Source organism: Microtetraspora glauca (assembly GCF_040656155.1).
In the GTDB taxonomy this organism is placed as follows: Bacteria; Actinomycetota; Actinomycetes; order Streptosporangiales; family Streptosporangiaceae; genus Microtetraspora; species Microtetraspora glauca.
In genome coordinates, this window is record NZ_JBFALK010000003.1 from 505,037 (window position 1) to 521,720 (window position 16,684).

The window sequence follows — 16,684 nt, forward strand, 5'->3', positions numbered from 1 at the left end:
CCACCCGGGCACCGGACACCGCCGCGCTCACCCATGCCGCCCCCCGGGAGCTCCCAGAGCGTCGAACGGGATCGTCCCCACGTCGTCGAAACGGACCCGCTCGCCGAGGAACACCGGGCCGTCGGTGCAGGCCCGGACCATCCGCGTCACGCCGTCCTCGGCGATCACCGGGACCACGCACGTCATGCAGATGCCCACACCGCACGCCATGGCCTGCTCCACCGACACCTGCACCGGGATGCCGAACTCCACGCACACGGCGGTCACGCCCCGCAGCATCGCCATCGGCCCGCACGCGTACACCACGTCCGCGCGCGCGTCCGCGATCACGCCCGCCAGCACGTCGGTCACCTCCCCGCGCATGCCCAGCGAACCGTCCTCGGTCGTCAGCGTCGTCGTCTCGCCCATCCGGCGCGCACGCAACGCGCCGAAGACCCGGTCCGCGCTGGACGCGCCCAGCACGAAATCCACCCGGCAACCCCGCCGCTGCAGGACGTCCGCCAGCACGAAAAGGGACGCCGAGCCGTACTCGCCGCCGACCAGCACGCACGTACAGGGATCACGCGGCAGCGGGAAGGGCCGCCCCAGCGGACCGACCAGATCCAGCGTGTCCCGCGCCCTGCGGTCCGCCAGCCACGCCGTGCCCGGCCCCCGCACGCTGAACACGAACTCCACCGTGCCGCCGTAGTCCGGCTTCACGTCATGGATCGCGAACGCCCGGCGCGTCAGCATCGAGCTGTACGGCCCGCCCACGGCCACCGTGACGAAGTGGCCCGGCCTGAACCGGTCGGCGACGGCGGGCGCCACGACGGTCAGCGCGTGGTAGGCCTCCACCCGCCGCGTCGTCAGCACCGTTCCCGTCACCTGAACCGGGGAACCGGCCACTCCCTCACCTCCGCCGTGGCACGGGCCCGCGGTCCCGCGACACTCAGTCCCTCAGCCACATGCCGACGGTCGGCTTCCCTTCCTCGCTCGCTTCGCGGACCCCGCGTCGTGCCGGAGGCGTGCCTCCGGCACCGTCCACGCGGGCCACTCCGCTCGCTCAGTCCCTCAGCCTCCGTGCGTGCTCCTGGAGCGACCGTACGCCCACGTCACCGCGGACGATGTGCTGGACGCCCTGAACGGCGGCCGCGAGCCCCTGCACCGTCGTGATGCAGGCGATGCCGCGCAGCACGGCGGCGGTGCGGATCTCGTAGCCGTCCAGCCGCGGCCCGGACTGGCCGGGGCTGCCGAACGGGGTGTTGACGATGAGATCCACCTCGCCGTCCAGGATGCGCCGCACGATCGTCGGCTCGCCGTCGGGACCCGTCCCGTCGCTCTGCTTGCGCACGATCTTGGCATGGACGCCGTTACGGCGCAGCACCTCGGCCGTACCCTCCGTGGCCAGGATCTCGAACCCGAGATCCGCCAGCGCCTTCACCGGGAAGATGACGGCGCGCTTGTCCTTGTTCGCCACGGAGACGAACGCCCGGCCCTTCGTCGGCAGGTCGCCGTAGGCCGCGGCCTGCGACTTGGCGTACGCGGTGCCGAAGAACTCGTCGATGCCCATCACCTCGCCGGTGGAGCGCATCTCCGGGCCCAGCACGGTGTCCACGCCGCGGAACCGGTTGAACGGCAGCACGGCCTCCTTGACCGCGATCGGCGCGTCCAGCGGCAGCGTGCCACCGTCCCCGGTGGGGGGCAGCATGCCCTCCGCCCGCAGGTCGGCGATCGTGGCGCCGAGCATCACCCGCGCCGCGGCCTTGGCCAGCGGCACCGCCGTCGCCTTGGACACGAACGGCACCGTACGGCTCGCGCGGGGGTTGGCCTCGAGGACGTAGAGCACCCCGGCGGCCATCGCGTACTGCACGTTCAGCAGGCCGCGCACGCCGACACCGCGGGCGATGGCCTCGGTGGCGGCGCGGATGCGCTTGATGTCGAACCCGCCCAAGGTGATCGGCGGCAGGGCGCACGCCGAGTCGCCGGAGTGGATGCCGGCCTCCTCGATGTGCTCCATGACGCCGCCGAGGTACAGCTCCTCACCGTCGAACAGGGCGTCCACGTCGATCTCGATGGCGTCGTCGAGGAACTTGTCGATCAGCACCGGGTTGTCCGACGCCCGTACCGCGTCCGCCATGTACGTCCGGAGCGTGTCGTCGTCGTAGACGATCGCCATGCCGGCGCCGCCCAGGACGTAGGAAGGCCGGACGAGGACCGGGTAGCCGATCTCCTCGGCGATGGACTGGGCCTCCTCCACGCTCAGCGCGGTGCCGTGCCTGGGCGCGGGCAGGTTCGCCTCGGCCAGCACCCGGCCGAACGCGCCGCGCTCCTCCGCCAGGTGGATCGACTCGGGGGACGTGCCGACGACCGGCACCCCGGCGTCCTTCAGCGCCTGCGCCAGCCCGAGCGGGGTCTGGCCGCCGAGCTGGACGATCACACCGGCCACCGGGCCGGTCTCCTGCTCGGCGTGCACGACCTCCAGGACGTCCTCCAGCGTGAGCGGCTCGAAGTAGAGCCGGTCGGAGGTGTCGTAGTCGGTCGAGACCGTCTCCGGGTTGCAGTTGACCATCACCGTCTCGTAGCCAGCCTTGGACAGCTCGAAGGAGGCGTGCACACAGGCGTAGTCGAACTCGATGCCCTGCCCGATCCGGTTCGGGCCGCTGCCCAGGATGATGACCTTGGGCCGGTCCCCGTAGGGAACCTCGGTCTCCTCGTCGTAGGTGGAGTACAGGTACGGCGTCGCGGCGGCGAACTCGGCGGCGCAGGTGTCCACCGTGTTGTAGACCGGCCGCACGCCCGCCTCGTGCCGCGCCTCGCGGACACGGGACTCGGGCACGTCGAGGATCTCGGCGATCTGCGCGTCGGCGAAGCCGTACCGCTTGGCCCGGAGCAGGGTGGGCACGTCCAGCTCGGTGATCGAACGGGCGACCTCGTCGATCGTGTAGAGCTGGTCGAGGAACCACGGGTCGATGCTGGTGGCCTCGAACAGCTGCTCCGGCGTCGCCCCGGCCCTGATCGCCTGCTGCATGGTGCGCAGCCGCCCGTCGTGCGGCCTGCGGCAGGCTTCCAGGAGCTCCCGCAGGTCACCGGGGGCTCCGACCCAGGAGAAGGAGGATCCCTTCTTCTCCAGCGATCTGAGGGCCTTCTGGAGCGCCTCGGGGAAGGACCGGCCGATGGCCATGGCCTCGCCGACCGACTTCATGTGCGTGGTGAGGGTCTGGTCCGCCCCGGCGAACTTCTCGAAGGCGAAGCGCGGCACCTTGACGACGATGTAATCGAGCGACGGCTCGAACGACGCCGGCGTCTCCTTGGTGATGTCGTTGGGGATCTCGTCGAGGGTGTAGCCGATGGCGAGCTTGGCCGCGATCTTGGCGATCGGGAAGCCGGTGGCCTTCGACGCCAGCGCGGACGAGCGCGACACGCGCGGGTTCATCTCGATGACGATCATCCGGCCGGTGTCCGGGTTGACCGCGAACTGGATGTTGCAGCCGCCGGTGTCCACGCCGACCTCGCGGATCACCGCGATCGCGACGTCCCGCATGTTCTGGTATTCGCGGTCGGTCAGCGTCAGGGCCGGGGCCACGGTCACGCTGTCGCCCGTGTGCACGCCCATCGGGTCGATGTTCTCGATGGAGCACACGATCACGACGTTGTCGGCCTTGTCGCGCATGACCTCCAGCTCGTACTCCTTCCAGCCGAGGATCGACTCCTCCAGGAGCACCTCGGTGGTCGGAGACGCGTCGAGCCCGGCACCCGCGATGCGGCGCAGGTCGTCCTCGTCGTAGGCGAAGCCGGAACCGACGCCGCCCATCGTGAACGACGGCCGGACCACGAGCGGGTAGCCCAGCTCGCCGACGGCGGCCAGGCAGTCGTCCATGGAGTGGCAGATCACGCTGCGCGCGGACTCGGCGTTCAGGCCGTGTTCGGCGGCCACCTTGGCGACGATGCCCTTGAACCGCTCGCGGTTCTCCCCCGCCTGGATGGCGTCGAAGTTGGCGCCGATCAGCTCCACGTCGTACCGCTCGAGCACGCCCGCCTCGTGCAGGGCGACGGCGGTGTTGAGGGCGGTCTGGCCGCCCAGCGTCGGCAGCAGCGCGTCCGGCCGCTCCTTCGCGATGATCTTCTCGACGATGTCCGGGGTGATCGGCTCGACGTAGGTCGCGTCGGCGAACTCCGGGTCCGTCATGATCGTGGCCGGGTTGCTGTTGACCAGGATGACCCGGAAACCCTCGGCTCGCAGGATCCGGCAGGCCTGGGTGCCCGAGTAGTCGAACTCGCACGCCTGCCCGATCACGATGGGCCCGGAGCCGATCACCATGATCGACCTGATGTCCGTGCGCTTAGGCACCCTTCTCCCCCGTTTCGCTCGTCGTCTCCGGCCGGGCACCGCCCGCCCGCTCCATCAGCTCGCAGAACTCGTCGAAGAGGTATGCGGCGTCGTGCGGCCCCGCCGCGGCCTCCGGGTGGTACTGCACGCTGAAGCCCGGGTAGTCGAGCAGGCGCAGCCCCTCCACGCAGCCGTCGTTCAGGTTCACGTGGCTGACCTCCGCCCTGCCGTACGGCGTGTCGAACGGCCCGTCGAGCGGGGCCCGGACGGCGAAGCCGTGGTTGTGCGCGGAGATCTCCACCTTGCCGGTCCTGCGGTCCTGGACGGGCTGGTTGACGCCCCGGTGTCCGTAACGCAGCTTGTACGTGCCCAGCCCCAGCGCCCGGCCGAGGATCTGGTTGCCGAAGCAGATGCCGAAGAACGGCCGGCCGGAGTCCAGCACGCCGCGCAGCGCCTCGACCGCGTAGTCAGCGGTGGCCGGGTCGCCCGGCCCGTTGGAGAAGAACACGCCGTCCGGCTCGATGGCGAGGATGTCCTCCGCCGTCGCGGTCGCCGGCAGGACGTGCACCTCGCATCCCCGCTCGGCCATCCGCTCCGGGGTCATCGCCTTGATGCCGAGATCGACCGCCGCCACCGTGAAACGCCGCTCGCCCGTGGCCTTCACGACGTACGGCTCGCCGGTCGAGACCTCCTTGGCGAGGTCGGCGCCCTCCATCCCGGGCGAGCGCCGTACCCGCTCGACGAGTTCCTCGACGTCGGCTCGCGCCGGGTCCGCGCCGGTGCCCGCCAGAGCCGTACCGGAGAAGATCCCGGCGCGCATCGCGCCGCGCTCGCGCAGGTGGCGGGTCAGCGCGCGGGTGCCGGGCATCGCGATGCCGACCACGCCCTGCTCACTCAGGTAGTCGTCCAGGCTCTTGGTGGACCGCCAGTTGGACCGGATCCGGGACGGCTCGCGGACGACGTAGCCGGCCACCCACACCTTGCCGGACTCCGGGTCCTCGTCGTTGACGCCCGTGTTGCCGATGTGCGGCGCGGTCATCGCGACGATCTGCCGGTGGTAGGACGGGTCGGTCAGCGTCTCCTGGTACCCCGTCATCCCGGTGTTGAAGACCATCTCGCCGAAGGTCTCGCCGACGGCCCCGAAGGCCGTCCCCTCGAAGACCCTGCCGTCCTCCAGCACGAGCAACGCCGTGTTCACGGTCCCGCTCTCCTCACTCATCGTCACACCAGCTTCCCTTCGAGAACGGTCGGGCGGCCGCGCAGCAACGTGGCCACGACCCGGCCAGGAAGCGTCATGCCCTCGTACGGCGTGTTGCGGCTCTTGGAGGCCATCGCCGCCGGATCCACCGCCGTGCGGACCGAGGGGTCGTAAAGCGTGATGTTCGCGGTCGCCCCCGCCTCCAGGGGGTTGCCGTGCCCGCTCAGCCTGCCGATCCTGGCCGGCCGGTAGGACATGCGGTCGGCGACGCCGGCCCAGTCGAGCAGGCCGGTCTCGACCATGGCCTCCTGGACCACCGAGAGCGCGGTCTCCAGGCCGATCATGCCCATGGCCGCCGCGGCCCACTCGGTCTCCTTGTCCTCGACCGGGTGCGGGGCGTGGTCGGTGGCGACGCAGTCGATCGTCCCGTCGGCGAGCGCCTCGCGCAGCGCCATGACGTCCTCGTTCGTGCGCAGCGGCGGGTTCACCTTGTAGATCGGGTTGTACGGCCCGACGGGGGAACGCTCCACGCACGAGTCGGTGAGCAGCAGGTGGTGCGGCGTCACCTCGGCGGTGACGTCCCAGCCCTTCGACTTGGCCCAGCGGATGATCTCGACGGAGCCCGCGGTGGAGACGTGGCACACGTGCAGCCGGGAGCCGACGTGGGCGGCCAGCAGGCAGTCGCGGGAGATGATCGCCTCCTCGGCGACCGCCGGCCACCCCGTCAGGCCGAGCCTGCCGGAGACCTCGCCCTCGTTGACCTGGGCGCCCTCCGTGAGGCGCGGCTCCTGGGCGTGCTGGGCGACGACGCCGTCGAACGCCTTGACGTACTCCAGCGCCCGGCGCATCAGCACGGCGTCGGAGACGCATTTGCCGTCGTCGGAGAAGACCCGGACCCTGGCGGCGGAGTCGGCCATGGCGCCGAGCTCGGCGAGCTGCCTGCCCTCGAGGCCCGACGTCACGGCTCCGACCGGCTGGACGTCGCAGTGGCCGTACTCCTGGCCGAGCCGCCAGACCTGCTCGACCACACCGGCGGTGTCGGCCACCGGCGAGGTGTTGGCCATGGCGTGGACGGCGGTGTACCCGCCGCGCGCGGCGGCCTGGGTGCCGGTCTCGACGGTCTCGGCGTCCTCGCGGCCGGGCTCGCGCAGGTGCGTGTGCAGGTCGACCAGGCCGGGCAGCGCGATCAGGCCGGTCGCGTCGATCGTGTCGGCCTTGCCCGCCCTGCCGGCGGCCGGCCCGATCTCGGTGATCACGCCGTCCCTGACGAGGATGTCGCGCGGCTCGCCGCCGAGTACGCGGGCGTTCTTGATGAGGATGGTGCTCACAGGTCTCCCCCGATCGCGGGCTCGGACCCGCTCAGCAGCAGATAGAGAACGGCCATGCGGACGGTCACGCCGTTCGCCACCTGCTCCACGATCGTCGAGCGGGGCGAGTCGGCGACCTCGGCGGAGATCTCCATGCCGCGGTTCATCGGTCCGGGGTGCATGACGATCGCGTCGTCGTGCAGGCGGGCGAAGCGCTCACGATCGAGGCCGTAGCGGCGGCTGTACTCCCGCGCGGACGGGAAGTAGGCCGCGTTCATCCGCTCCAGCTGCACGCGGAGCATCATCACGACGTCCGACTTCGGCAGGACCGCGTCGATGTCGTACGAGATCTGGCAGGGCCAGGTGTCGACCGACACGGGCAGCAGGGTCGGCGGGGCGACCAGGGTCACCTCGGCGCCGAGGGTGTGCAGGAGCAGGACGTTGGAGCGGGCGACCCGGCTGTGCAGGACGTCGCCCACGATGGAGACCTTGAGCCCGTCGATCCTGCCCATCCTGCGGCGCATGCTGAACGCGTCGAGCAGCGCCTGGGTGGGGTGCTCGTGGGTGCCGTCGCCGGCGTTCACCACGCTGCCGCGGACCCAGTTGGCCAGGCGATGCGGCGCGCCGGAGGCGCCGTGCCTGATGACGACCGCGTCGGCGCCCATGGCCTCGAGCGTCAGCGCGGTGTCCTTGAGCGACTCGCCCTTGGACACGCTCGACCCCTTGGCCGAGAAGTTGATGACGTCGGCGGACAGCCGCTTGGCCGCGGCCTCGAACGAGATGCGGGTGCGGGTGGAGTCCTCGTAGAAGAGGTTGACCACCGTGCGGCCGCGCAGCGTCGGCAGCTTCTTGATGGAGCGCTCGGAGACCCGGGCCAGTTCCTCGGCGGTGTCGAGGACGAGCAGGGCGTCGTCGCGGGTCAGGTCGCCCGCGGAGATGAGGTGCCGCTTCATCGTGCTCACCGCTCCCCGTTCGCTTCGCCGGCCGCGGGCCGGTCGTCTCCCTTGATGAGCAGTACGGCGTCCCGCCCGTCGATCTCCTCGAGATAGACCTTGACCTTCTCGCTCTTGGAGGTCGGCAGGTTCTTGCCGACGTAGTCGGCCCGGATGGGCAGCTCCCGGTGGCCGCGGTCGACCAGGGTGGCGAGTTGGACGGCGCGCGGCCGGCCCACGTCATTGAGCGCGTCGAGTGCCGCGCGCACGGTCCTGCCGGAGAAGAGCACGTCGTCGACGAGGACGACCGTCCTGCCGTCCACTCCCTCCGGAGGAAGGTCCGTACGGCCGAGCGGGCGGGTGGGCCGCAGCCGGAGGTCGTCGCGGTACATCGTGATGTCGATGGCGCCGACGGGCACCTTCACGCCCTCGAACTGGGAGATGCGCTCCGCGATCCGGAACGCCAGCGTGGCGCCGCGGGTGGGGATGCCGAGAAGCACGACTCTTTCCGCACCCTTGGTGCGTTCGAGGATCTCGTGCGCGATCCGGGTCAGCGCCCGGTGGATGTCGGGACCCTCAAGGACCGCACGGGCCTGATTTCGGGCATCGGACATGGAGATATCACCACCTTTCCCGCCTCACAGGACGGGTCTTAAAAGGGTGTCTGGCCGCGCCCACACTACCAGCACGGTCTCGGGGCGCCCGACGGGTCACCCCCTCCTGCCAGCGACGATGCCGTACGGGCGGGCCGCGTTCGCTCTGGGCGTCACTCACCGGAGAAGCCGAGGCAGGCTCGGATGGGGGGATTGAGGGGAGAGCACTGTTTGGAGCTCTTTTTTCCAATCAGCTTGACCTTTGACAGTGACGGCTTTACCGTCACTGTCCGTAACCACAACACACGACCTTCCTGGGTAAAACCCGACGCACTGGTCACCGAAGGTGCCTGGCTCAGGCGCCCGCCCCGGTGTTCCGTGCATACGGGACAAGGAAGCAGAATCAAGTGAGAACAGACATAGAAAGCCGGGGGCCACACGATGCCGTCTGACTACGCCAAGTCGCTCGGCGCGCGACTGCGCGCGATCCGCACCCAGCAGGGCCTGTCCCTGCACGGGGTCGAAGAGAAGTCCCGTGGCCGCTGGAAGGCCGTCGTGGTGGGCTCCTATGAGCGCGGCGACCGCGCGGTCACCGTGCAGAAGCTGGCCGAGCTTGCCGAATTCTACGGTGTTCCGGTGTCGGAGCTGCTCCCCGGCGGGGCCGCTCCCAGCCCGCTGGCCCCCGCGCCGAAGCTTGTCATCGACCTGGAGCGGCTCTCGCAGCTCCCGAAGGACAAGGCCGGCCCGCTCGCCAGGTATGCCGCGACCATCCAGAGCCAGCGTGGTGACTACAACGGCAAGGTGCTGTCGATCCGCCAGGAGGACCTGCGCTCGCTTGCGGTCATCTATGACAAGTCGCCGGTCGAGTTGACCGAGGAGTTCATCAGCTGGGGCGTTCTCGACGCGGAGGCCCGCCGGGCCGTGGAGTCCTTCTGACGCTGCGCGCCCTCATCGAGCGCCACCATTGAACGTCTTCGTCAAGCACTGAACACGCATGACCGAATCGGGGCTCCGAGCCGCCCGGCCCGGCCGCCCGCAGCCCCGATTCGCACACGTCACCCACCACGCACCCCCGCGCTCCGCGCCACGCCGTGCGAACCTATCCCGCCGTCGGGCGTGCGAACCTATCCCGCCATCGGAAGAGCCGACTGGCCGGGCACCCCGAGGATGGCCTCGACCTCGCCGACGAACCTGTCCGCCTCGGCGATGAGCTCCTCGGCGTCTCGCTGACTGACCACGCGGGTCATCCCCGCCTCGGCCGCCGCGCGTTTCGTGGCGCTCACCGCGAAGAAGGCGGCCCACTCGGCCAGCTTGGGCTCGGCCTCGGGCAGCAACTCCCAGGCGCTCCGCAGTCGGCGGCGCCGCCCGTCCATCGGCCTCGGGCGCGCGGCGAGCACGGCCGCCGCCGCACGGAGCGCCGCGAGATGAGCCGACACGTACCTGTCCGCCGGGGTGGGGCCGCCAAGGGCGTCCGCCAGGCAGGAACGGGCGTCCGCGAGATGCGCCAGAGCGGTCTGCGGGACCTTGGGCCCGCTCCTGCGGTCATCGACCTGTCCAGTCACGCCCGCCTCCTCGAGTCGTGGCCTCCGGCGTTGCTCGCCGGTGAGATCACCCTTGCAAACCGCACCGACAATTTGTCACGGCGGCCGGACGAGGAGCTTCCCCTCTCCCCGTCCGGCCCACGCCGTGGACCGCACCGCGCTCGTCTCCGCCGACGACGAAGGCACGGCATCCAACGGGATGAATGCGAGCCGCGAGTCTCACACTCACTGCATCGAACATAAATTCGACCAGGTTCGCTGTCAAGCACCATAGCGAACAAGGGTTCGATTGATCATGTGACGACCGCCCTGGTCAACGACCTCCGGGAGCACCGGAAGCCCTGCGGGGAAGGGGATCGCCGTCCCCGGCCGACCCCGACGGTGATCGCCTGTTCCGCCGGCGCGCCGCGATCCGTGGCCGTTCCCGGAACGGTCCACGCCGACGTACGGAACGTCCGCCGGTCGTGCGCTGCGGGGCATCCGGGCCTGGCACCGTTCCGCGGCGGCCGCGCCGTCCCGGGCATGCAGGCCCGGGCGGGCATGTCGCCCCGGGCATGGCACGGGCCCGGAGCATGTCGCCCCGGGCCCGTCAGCGATCAGTCCGGATCGGTGCGCGATCGGCGTGAATCGGTCCGCGATCGGTGCGCGATCAGCCAGACCATCCCAGATCAGCCTGGTTCAGCCCAGATCAGGCTGAACCGGTGTGGATCGGTGCGCGATCGGCGCGGGTGGACGCGGTGTGAAGGTGTGAACTCGGTGTGGGCTCGCTGTGCACTCAGCGTGCGAACTTGCCGCGCACGTGCACGGGAACGCCGGTGCCGAGCATGCCGGGCAGGATCTCCGCCACGTTCATCGGCAGCCGCACGCAACCGTGGGACGCCGGGTAGAGCGGCACGGACAGCGCGCCATGGAAGGCGATGCCGCCGTTGAAGAAGATCGGGTTGTACAGCTGCCCCAGGTAGGACCGGTGCCAGCCGCTCCGGCGCCAGGTCGTCTTGTAGTCTCCCGTCGGCGTCCTGGCACTGCCGGTGAACTTCGTCCGCTTGCCGTTCCACATGGCGTACTCGGTGTAGGGGATCCCGCTTCCGGATGAGATGTGCGAGATGAGCTTCACCTCGCCCCCGGAGTACAGCACCATGATCTGCTGGGTCAGGTTGACCTCGGCCCGGTCCGGCTTGCCACCCGGCACCAGGACCTTGGGCGCCTTCGGGTTCTCCAGTGCCCGCCAGGTGCGGCTCGCCACCGTGCTCGTCGGCTTGATGCCCTGGACCTTCTGGAAGGCCCAGACCGCGGCCTGGGTGGTCCCGCCGTACTTGCCGTCGAGTGCGCCGGGCACGTAGCCGAGCTCCTTCAGCCGGACCTGTAGCGCCTTGACCTCGGCCCCCTTGGATCCGGGCTTGAGCGTACGGCCCGGCGCGGCGAACGACGAGAACGCGGCGGAAGCGGCGCGGATCCCCGAGCCGGCCGTGGCCGCACTCGCCTGCGTCACCCTCACGGGCGCCGTGACCCTCACCGGCGCGGCGGCGGCCACCGGCCGCACCCGCGCGGTGTCGCCCGGCCGCACCTGCTCGGCCCCCGCCGTGCCGCAGCCCGCGAGCGTCACGGCCCCCACCGTGACCAGCGTCGCGGCGGCCAGCCACCGTCGTGCCCCCATTGGGATCAACCCTTTCAGTTCTCGCACTTCTCTCAGTTTTGGATCAAAGGACATTAACCCACGGATCAAGCGTCCGGGGTACTTGCCTTGGGGCCGTAATGCATGGCCCACGGCCTGTCCACCTGATTAGAGTTGCCGGATGCCAGAAAAGTTGCATCCGAGCGTGGTCCGTGTGACAGAGGTCCTGCGCTCCCATGACGTCGAGGGTGATGTCGTGGTTTTTCCCGAATCCGTGCCGACGGCCGCCGCGGCGGCGGCCCAACTCGGCTGTGAGGTCGGCGCGATCGCCAACAGCCTGATCTTCGACGCGGACGGCGCACCTCTCCTCGTGCTCACCAGCGGCGCCCACCGCGTGAACACCGACCTGATCGCCGGGCTTGTCGGCGCGGCGAAGGTGCGGCGGGCCACGCCGGAGTTCGTACGCGAGCACACCGGGCAGGCGATCGGAGGCGTCGCGCCCGTGGGTCACCCCGCGCCGGTGCGCACGCTGGTGGACACGTGGCTGGGCAAGCACAGCGTCGTCTGGGCGGCGGCCGGGCACCCGCACGCGGTCTTCCCCACATCGTTCGACGAGCTGATCAAGATGACCGGCGGCACCCCCGCAGAAGTGGAATGACCCGTCGCGATCCCGGCCACGGACCGCCCGTCGAGGGTCGCGCGAGGGCCGGGATCCACGAATCCCCACGAATCCCCACAGATCTCCCCTCCGAGATACCCGTAGATCCCCGCAGGCCCTCGCAGATCTCCGCGTAGAGGCCCGTATGTCCCGATGGCTTCCCGTAGGTCCTGGTAGCTCCCCGGGTCGGTGATCGTGGTTCGCGCGTGTGGCACGGCCGGTGCCCCGAGATGGACGACTTTGCTAGTGTGCGGAAAGTGATCGAATTGCGACGCGTCGGACCCGACGAGTTCATCGCGGCACTCGACACGGTGCTCGCCATCTACACGGCTGCCATGCGTCCGCCCTCCGATCAGCTCTCCGGCCGCCTCGGCATCATGCGCAACCACGCCACCTATCCGGACTTCGTCTGCGTCCTCGCCGAAGACCCCGAGATCATCGGCTTCGCGTACGGCTTCCACGGGATGCCGGGCCAGTGGTGGCACGACATCGTCGCCAGATCGCTGACGGACCAGTCCGGCCCTCTCGCCGCCGACGAGTGGTTCGGCGACGCGCTGGAGATCGCCGAGATCCACGTCCTTCCCGGCCATCAGTGCAAGGGCATCGGCCGCCGCCTGATCCACACGATCTGCGACGGGCGGCCCGAGCGCACCGCCGTGCTCTCCACGCACGACGCCCCGACCGTGGCCAGGCGGCTCTACCGCAGCATCGGCTTCACCGATCTAATGACGGGCTTCGCCTTTCCCGGCGGCCGCGAGAGCTACGCGATCGCCGGGACGAAGCTCCCCCTGGCCCCGGGAAGCTGAGCGGGCTCAGGCGGACAGCGCGGCCGGGCTCTGGTCCAGCGCCTGGAACACCTCGCGGGTGGCGCTCGACCTGTTGAAGGTGATGAAGTGGATCCCCGGCGCACCCTCGTCGAGCAGCGTCTGACACATCTCGGCCGCGTGCTCGATGCCCAGGCGGCGCACCGCGGCGGGGTCGTCGGCGACTTCCGCGAAGCGGGCCGCCACCTCGGGCGGGAACGGCGCGCCCGACAGCTGCTCGGAACGGGCGATCGTGCTCATCTGGGTCACCGGCATGACGCCCGGGATGATCGGCGTGTCGCAGCCCATCGCGGCCACCCGGTCACGCAGGCGGAGGTAGTCCTCCGCGCGGAAGAACATCTGCGTGATCGCGTAGTCGGCCCCGGCCTGGCACTTGCGCACGAAGTATTCGGTGTCCGACTCGATCGTGGCGGACCGCGGGTGCTTGTACGGGAAGGCGGCCACGCCCACACAGAAGTCGCCGGACTGGCGGATCAACCGCACGAGGTCCTCGGCGTACTGCACGCCCTCGGGGTGTTTGATCCACTCGTCGAGGGGGTCGCCGCCGCGCGGGTCGCCTCGTACGGCCAGGATGTTGCGCACGCCCGCGTCGGCGAACCTGCCGATCAGGTGACGCAACTCCTTGATGGAGTGGTCGACGGCGGTGAAGTGCGCGACCGGTGTGAGCGTCGTCTCGTGGGCGAGGCGCTCCACGATGTCCACCGTGCGGTCACGCGTGCTGCCGCCGGCGCCGTAGGTCACGGAGACGAAGGTCGGTCGCAGCGCCTCCAGCTCGCGGATCGCCCGCCAGAGTTGCCGCTCCCCCTCGTCGGTCTTCGGCGGGAAGAACTCGAACGAGAATGACCGCTCCCCCGCGGCGAGCATCTCGCGGACCGTGGGAACGCGGTCGGGAAGTCGTGACGGGAGACCCAAAGCCATGGTGACAAGGCTACCGCTCCTCTCCCTACCGGTCGCCTCCCTTCTCGCCATGCGGACGAATCATGGTCGCTTTACTACCACCTGCCACATATGTCTCCCCAGGTCTCCACTGTTCGATCTATGCCGGTTACGCTCAGAGGCATGACCACTTCCGCCGCCCCGCTCGACCTCGTACGTTTCGAAGTGGATCGTTCTCTCCGAAGGTTCCTCGACGACCAGCGACCGTTCTTCGACGACCCCCAGTTCGCCGTTCTGCTGACCGCCGTGGACGACTTCATCGCCGGAGGCAAGAGGCTGCGCCCAGCCTTCTGCCACTGGGGATGGCGTGCGGCGGGCGGTGCCGATGATCCAGCCCTCTACAGCGCCGCGGCCTCGCTCGAACTGCTCCAGGCCAGCGCACTCATCCATGACGACGTGATGGACGCCAGCGACCTGCGGCGCGGCATGCCCGCCGCGCACCGCCGGTTCGAGCGCCTGCACGCCGAATCCGGCTGGCACGGCTCGGCGGAGCAGTTCGGTGAGGGGGCGGCGGTCCTGCTCGGCAACCTGCTCCTCATCTGGGCGGGGCAGATGTGGCGGACCAGCGGCGTGCCCGACGACGCCCTCGCCGCCGCGCAGCCGGTCTACGACCACATGCGCACCGAGCTGATGTTCGGGCAGTACCTCGACCTGCTGGAGCAGGCCAAGGGTGAGAGCACCTTCGAGAGCGCCCTGCGGGTCGCGCTGTACAAGAGCGGCAAGTACTCGGTCGAGCAACCGTTGCGGCTCGGCCTCGTCCTGGCGGCCCGTGGCGTGACGCCGTGGATCGACCAGCTCTGCGTCGAGTACGGACAGAAGGTGGGCATCGCCTTCCAGCTACGCGACGACGTGCTCGGGGTCTTCGGCGATCCGGCCGAGACCGGCAAGCCGGCGGGCGACGACCTGCGCGAGGGCAAGCGCACCATGCTGATCGCGCGAACCCTCGCGGGCGCCTCCGACGCCCAGGCCGAGGTCGTACGGACCCTCCTCGGCGATCCGAAGCTGGACGAGGAGGGCGTCGAGCGGCTCCGCATGGTCATCGAGGAGACCGGGGCGCTGCTCCAGTGCGAGGAGATGATCAAGCGCTATCTCGACGACGCGCTCCGCTCCCTCGATCGCGCGCCCATCGAGTCCGAGGCGCGTGACGCGCTCGGAGCCCTGGCCGTCGCCGCCACCACGCGGCGCACCTGACCCGTCCGGACCCCTCCGGTATCTGCCCGTCCCTCCCCGCTGTGCCTTTCCGCCCGTCCATTTCCGCCTGTCCGGCCGCAGCCGAGCGGCGGCCGGACGACGGCTGGACTACGGCGGAGGCCGCCGCAGGAGGGGGACCGCCCAGCGGGAGAGAGCGGGTACCGGCAAGGCCCGGACACCTCCGGAACCCATGATGGGTCGATCCTGAAAGACGTTCCCGCTAGTCAGCGCCGGGCGTGCTGAACGCTCGCCTGCTGTGCACGAGCAGTTCACGCAGCGCCGGGCTGTGCGTGCTCCTCCACACCAGGGCGAGCAGGGCGGGCGTTTCGAGATCGTCGATCGTGAGTGCGGTGAGCCGGTCGCGGTAGTGCTCGGCCATCGAACGGCTGAGCACGCCGACGGCGAGCCCACGCGCGGCGAGGTCGGCGACGGCGTCCGCGGCGCTGGCCTGCAGCGCGATCACCGGCTGGAGGTTCCGCGCCGCGCACGCCTGGTCGAACACCGTACGCAGACCGGTGCCGGGCGGCATGCACACGATCGGGTGGGCGCACACGTCACGCAGGACGACCCTGCGCCGCTCCGCCAAGGGGTGGCCGTCCGGGACCGCCACGACGAGCCGCTCGCTGATGATCGTCAGCGCGTCCAGCCCCTCGGGGGCGGCGGTCGCGATCCCGACCAGAGCCAGGTCGAGGGTGCCGGCGCGCACCCCCTCGACGAGCCGGTCGGAGTTGTCCTCCAGGAGCGAGATCTCCACGCCGGGATGCGCCCGGTGAAACGCGGCGAGGGCGTCGAACAGCGGCGTGACGGTGCAGCCGATGACCATCCCGACCGTGAGGCGCCCCCGGATCAGGTCGGTCACCTCACCCACCGCCTGGCCGACCGCCGAAGCGGCGGCGAGCGCGGCGCGGGCGTGTTCGAGCGCGGCCTTTCCCGCCACGGTGAGGGTGGCGGTGCGCGCCGAGCGGTCGAAGAGCTCGGCACCGAGTTCACGTTCCAACTGGCGGATCTGGGCACTGACGCCGGACTGGCTGATGTGGACGCGCTCGGCCGCCCGGGTGAAGTTCCGCTCCTCGGCGACCGCGACGAAGTATTCCAGCTGCCTCAGCTCCATGACTGTGGATTCTAGTTTCCATCAGTTCTATCTGTTGGACTTCTATTGGCGGGCGAGCCAGGGTGGGAAGCGTCGAAGCGCCCCCATCAGGAGGAATCCATGCCGGAGTACGAGAAGGCCATGCGACCCGAGGACATCACCCGCCTGTTCGTCGAACGATCCAACGCCGGTGACGCGGCCGGAGTCGCCGCGCTGTACGAAGAGAACGCGGTGATGGCCTATCCGCCCGGCGGCCGGACGGTGGGCCGCGAGGCGATTCGCGCCCTGTGGGAGAAGGTGCTGGCCAACCGTCCCCGCTTCGAGCCGGAACAGCCGCTGCCGACCCTGGTCAGCGGCGACATCGCGCTCACCTCCACCCCGCCGAAGGACGGGGCCGGCGCCCGCGCGCAGGTCGTCCGGCGCCAGCCGGACGGGAGCTGGCTACGCCTGCTCGACCAGCCCGAGTTCGTCTCCCCCACCCGCTGAGCCACCCGCC

General features: G+C 70.3%; 15 protein-coding genes. 5 read left to right on the forward strand and 10 right to left on the reverse strand.

What is annotated here, in order from left to right; genetic code table 11:
• Positions 1–27: 27 nt before the first annotated feature.
• The 6 genes from AB0I59_RS08660 to pyrR form a co-directional block, all read right to left on the reverse strand.
• Complete coding sequence (locus tag AB0I59_RS08660; protein WP_061256686.1) at positions 28–885, reverse strand: dihydroorotate dehydrogenase electron transfer subunit; 858 nt, start codon at positions 883–885, stop codon at positions 28–30.
• Positions 886–1,042: 157 nt separating this feature from the next.
• Positions 1,043–4,327, reverse strand: a complete 3,285-nt coding sequence (gene carB / locus AB0I59_RS08665; RefSeq protein WP_061256683.1) for a carbamoyl-phosphate synthase large subunit — start codon at positions 4,325–4,327, stop codon at positions 1,043–1,045.
• On the reverse strand, positions 4,320–5,525 hold the full coding sequence (gene carA / locus AB0I59_RS08670; protein WP_061256680.1) for a glutamine-hydrolyzing carbamoyl-phosphate synthase small subunit: 1,206 nt from the start codon (positions 5,523–5,525) through the stop codon (positions 4,320–4,322). The genes carB and carA overlap by 8 nt, the downstream gene beginning before the upstream one ends.
• Positions 5,526–5,527: 2 nt before the next feature.
• Entirely contained in the window at positions 5,528–6,832 is a 1,305-nt protein-coding gene (locus AB0I59_RS08675) for a dihydroorotase (RefSeq protein WP_358131491.1), read from the reverse strand.
• Complete coding sequence (locus AB0I59_RS08680) at positions 6,829–7,764, reverse strand: aspartate carbamoyltransferase catalytic subunit (RefSeq protein ID WP_061256842.1); 936 nt, start codon at positions 7,762–7,764, stop codon at positions 6,829–6,831. Before AB0I59_RS08680 ends, AB0I59_RS08675 begins: the two co-directional genes overlap by 4 nt.
• A 5-nt stretch (positions 7,765–7,769) precedes the next feature.
• The gene (gene pyrR, locus AB0I59_RS08685) at positions 7,770–8,357 is read right to left on the reverse strand and encodes a bifunctional pyr operon transcriptional regulator/uracil phosphoribosyltransferase PyrR (RefSeq protein WP_358131493.1); all 588 of its coding nucleotides are present in this window, start codon (positions 8,355–8,357) and stop codon (positions 7,770–7,772) included.
• A gap of 420 nt (positions 8,358–8,777) precedes the next feature.
• On the opposite strand from pyrR, the gene bldD reads away from it, so the two are divergent.
• Positions 8,778–9,272: a transcriptional regulator BldD gene (gene bldD / locus AB0I59_RS08690; RefSeq protein ID WP_061256674.1), complete on the forward strand. Its 495-nt coding sequence runs from the start codon at positions 8,778–8,780 to the stop codon at positions 9,270–9,272.
• 188 nt (positions 9,273–9,460) lie between these two features.
• On the opposite strand, the gene AB0I59_RS08695 is transcribed toward bldD, so the two are convergent.
• Positions 9,461–9,898 (reverse strand): SAV_6107 family HEPN domain-containing protein, encoded by a 438-nt coding sequence (locus tag AB0I59_RS08695; protein WP_061256672.1) that lies wholly within the window; start codon positions 9,896–9,898, stop codon positions 9,461–9,463.
• 754 nt (positions 9,899–10,652) lie between these two features.
• Positions 10,653–11,531: a L,D-transpeptidase family protein gene (locus tag AB0I59_RS08700; protein ID WP_061256671.1), complete on the reverse strand. Its 879-nt coding sequence runs from the start codon at positions 11,529–11,531 to the stop codon at positions 10,653–10,655.
• A gap of 139 nt (positions 11,532–11,670) precedes the next feature.
• Between AB0I59_RS08700 and AB0I59_RS08705 the strand changes: the two genes are divergently transcribed.
• Both AB0I59_RS08705 and AB0I59_RS08710 read left to right on the forward strand, forming a co-directional pair.
• The gene (locus AB0I59_RS08705; protein ID WP_061256669.1) at positions 11,671–12,147 is read left to right on the forward strand and encodes a YbaK/EbsC family protein; all 477 of its coding nucleotides are present in this window, start codon (positions 11,671–11,673) and stop codon (positions 12,145–12,147) included.
• Between the two features lie 257 nt (positions 12,148–12,404).
• On the forward strand, positions 12,405–12,953 hold the full coding sequence (locus tag AB0I59_RS08710; protein WP_358131497.1) for a GNAT family N-acetyltransferase: 549 nt from the start codon (positions 12,405–12,407) through the stop codon (positions 12,951–12,953).
• Between the two features lie 6 nt (positions 12,954–12,959).
• Here the strand turns inward: AB0I59_RS08710 and metF are convergent, their stop codons facing one another.
• On the reverse strand, positions 12,960–13,889 hold the full coding sequence (gene metF / locus AB0I59_RS08715; RefSeq protein ID WP_358131501.1) for a methylenetetrahydrofolate reductase [NAD(P)H]: 930 nt from the start codon (positions 13,887–13,889) through the stop codon (positions 12,960–12,962).
• Positions 13,890–14,030: 141 nt separating this feature from the next.
• Between metF and AB0I59_RS08720 the strand changes: the two genes are divergently transcribed.
• Positions 14,031–15,098, forward strand: a complete 1,068-nt coding sequence (locus AB0I59_RS08720) for a polyprenyl synthetase family protein (RefSeq protein ID WP_061256664.1) — start codon at positions 14,031–14,033, stop codon at positions 15,096–15,098.
• A 220-nt stretch (positions 15,099–15,318) separates the two neighbouring features.
• On the opposite strand, the gene AB0I59_RS08725 is transcribed toward AB0I59_RS08720, so the two are convergent.
• Positions 15,319–16,209 carry a LysR family transcriptional regulator gene (locus tag AB0I59_RS08725; protein ID WP_358131503.1) on the reverse strand — a complete coding sequence of 297 codons (891 nt, stop codon included), beginning with the start codon at positions 16,207–16,209 and terminating at the stop codon, positions 15,319–15,321.
• Positions 16,210–16,308: 99 nt separating this feature from the next.
• Here AB0I59_RS08725 and AB0I59_RS08730 point away from each other — a divergent pair, with 99 nt between their 5' ends.
• Entirely contained in the window at positions 16,309–16,674 is a 366-nt protein-coding gene (locus tag AB0I59_RS08730; protein WP_061256660.1) for a YybH family protein, read from the forward strand.
• Positions 16,675–16,684 lie beyond the last annotated feature (10 nt).

Coding starts and splice junctions, on each gene's coding strand:
- carA (WP_061256680.1), bottom strand. CDS start 5,525: ATGAGTGAGGAGAGCGGGACCGTGAACACGGCGTTGCTCGTGCTGGAG.
- AB0I59_RS08680 (WP_061256842.1), bottom strand. CDS start 7,764: ATGAAGCGGCACCTCATCTCCGCGGGCGACCTGACCCGCGACGACGCC.
- pyrR (WP_358131493.1), bottom strand. CDS start 8,357: ATGTCCGATGCCCGAAATCAGGCCCGTGCGGTCCTTGAGGGTCCCGAC.
- bldD (WP_061256674.1), top strand. CDS start 8,778: ATGCCGTCTGACTACGCCAAGTCGCTCGGCGCGCGACTGCGCGCGATC.
- AB0I59_RS08700 (WP_061256671.1), bottom strand. CDS start 11,531: ATGGGGGCACGACGGTGGCTGGCCGCCGCGACGCTGGTCACGGTGGGG.
- AB0I59_RS08705 (WP_061256669.1), top strand. CDS start 11,671: ATGCCAGAAAAGTTGCATCCGAGCGTGGTCCGTGTGACAGAGGTCCTG.
- metF (WP_358131501.1), bottom strand. CDS start 13,889: ATGGCTTTGGGTCTCCCGTCACGACTTCCCGACCGCGTTCCCACGGTC.
- AB0I59_RS08720 (WP_061256664.1), top strand. CDS start 14,031: ATGACCACTTCCGCCGCCCCGCTCGACCTCGTACGTTTCGAAGTGGAT.
- AB0I59_RS08725 (WP_358131503.1), bottom strand. CDS start 16,209: ATGGAGCTGAGGCAGCTGGAATACTTCGTCGCGGTCGCCGAGGAGCGG.
- AB0I59_RS08730 (WP_061256660.1), top strand. CDS start 16,309: ATGCCGGAGTACGAGAAGGCCATGCGACCCGAGGACATCACCCGCCTG.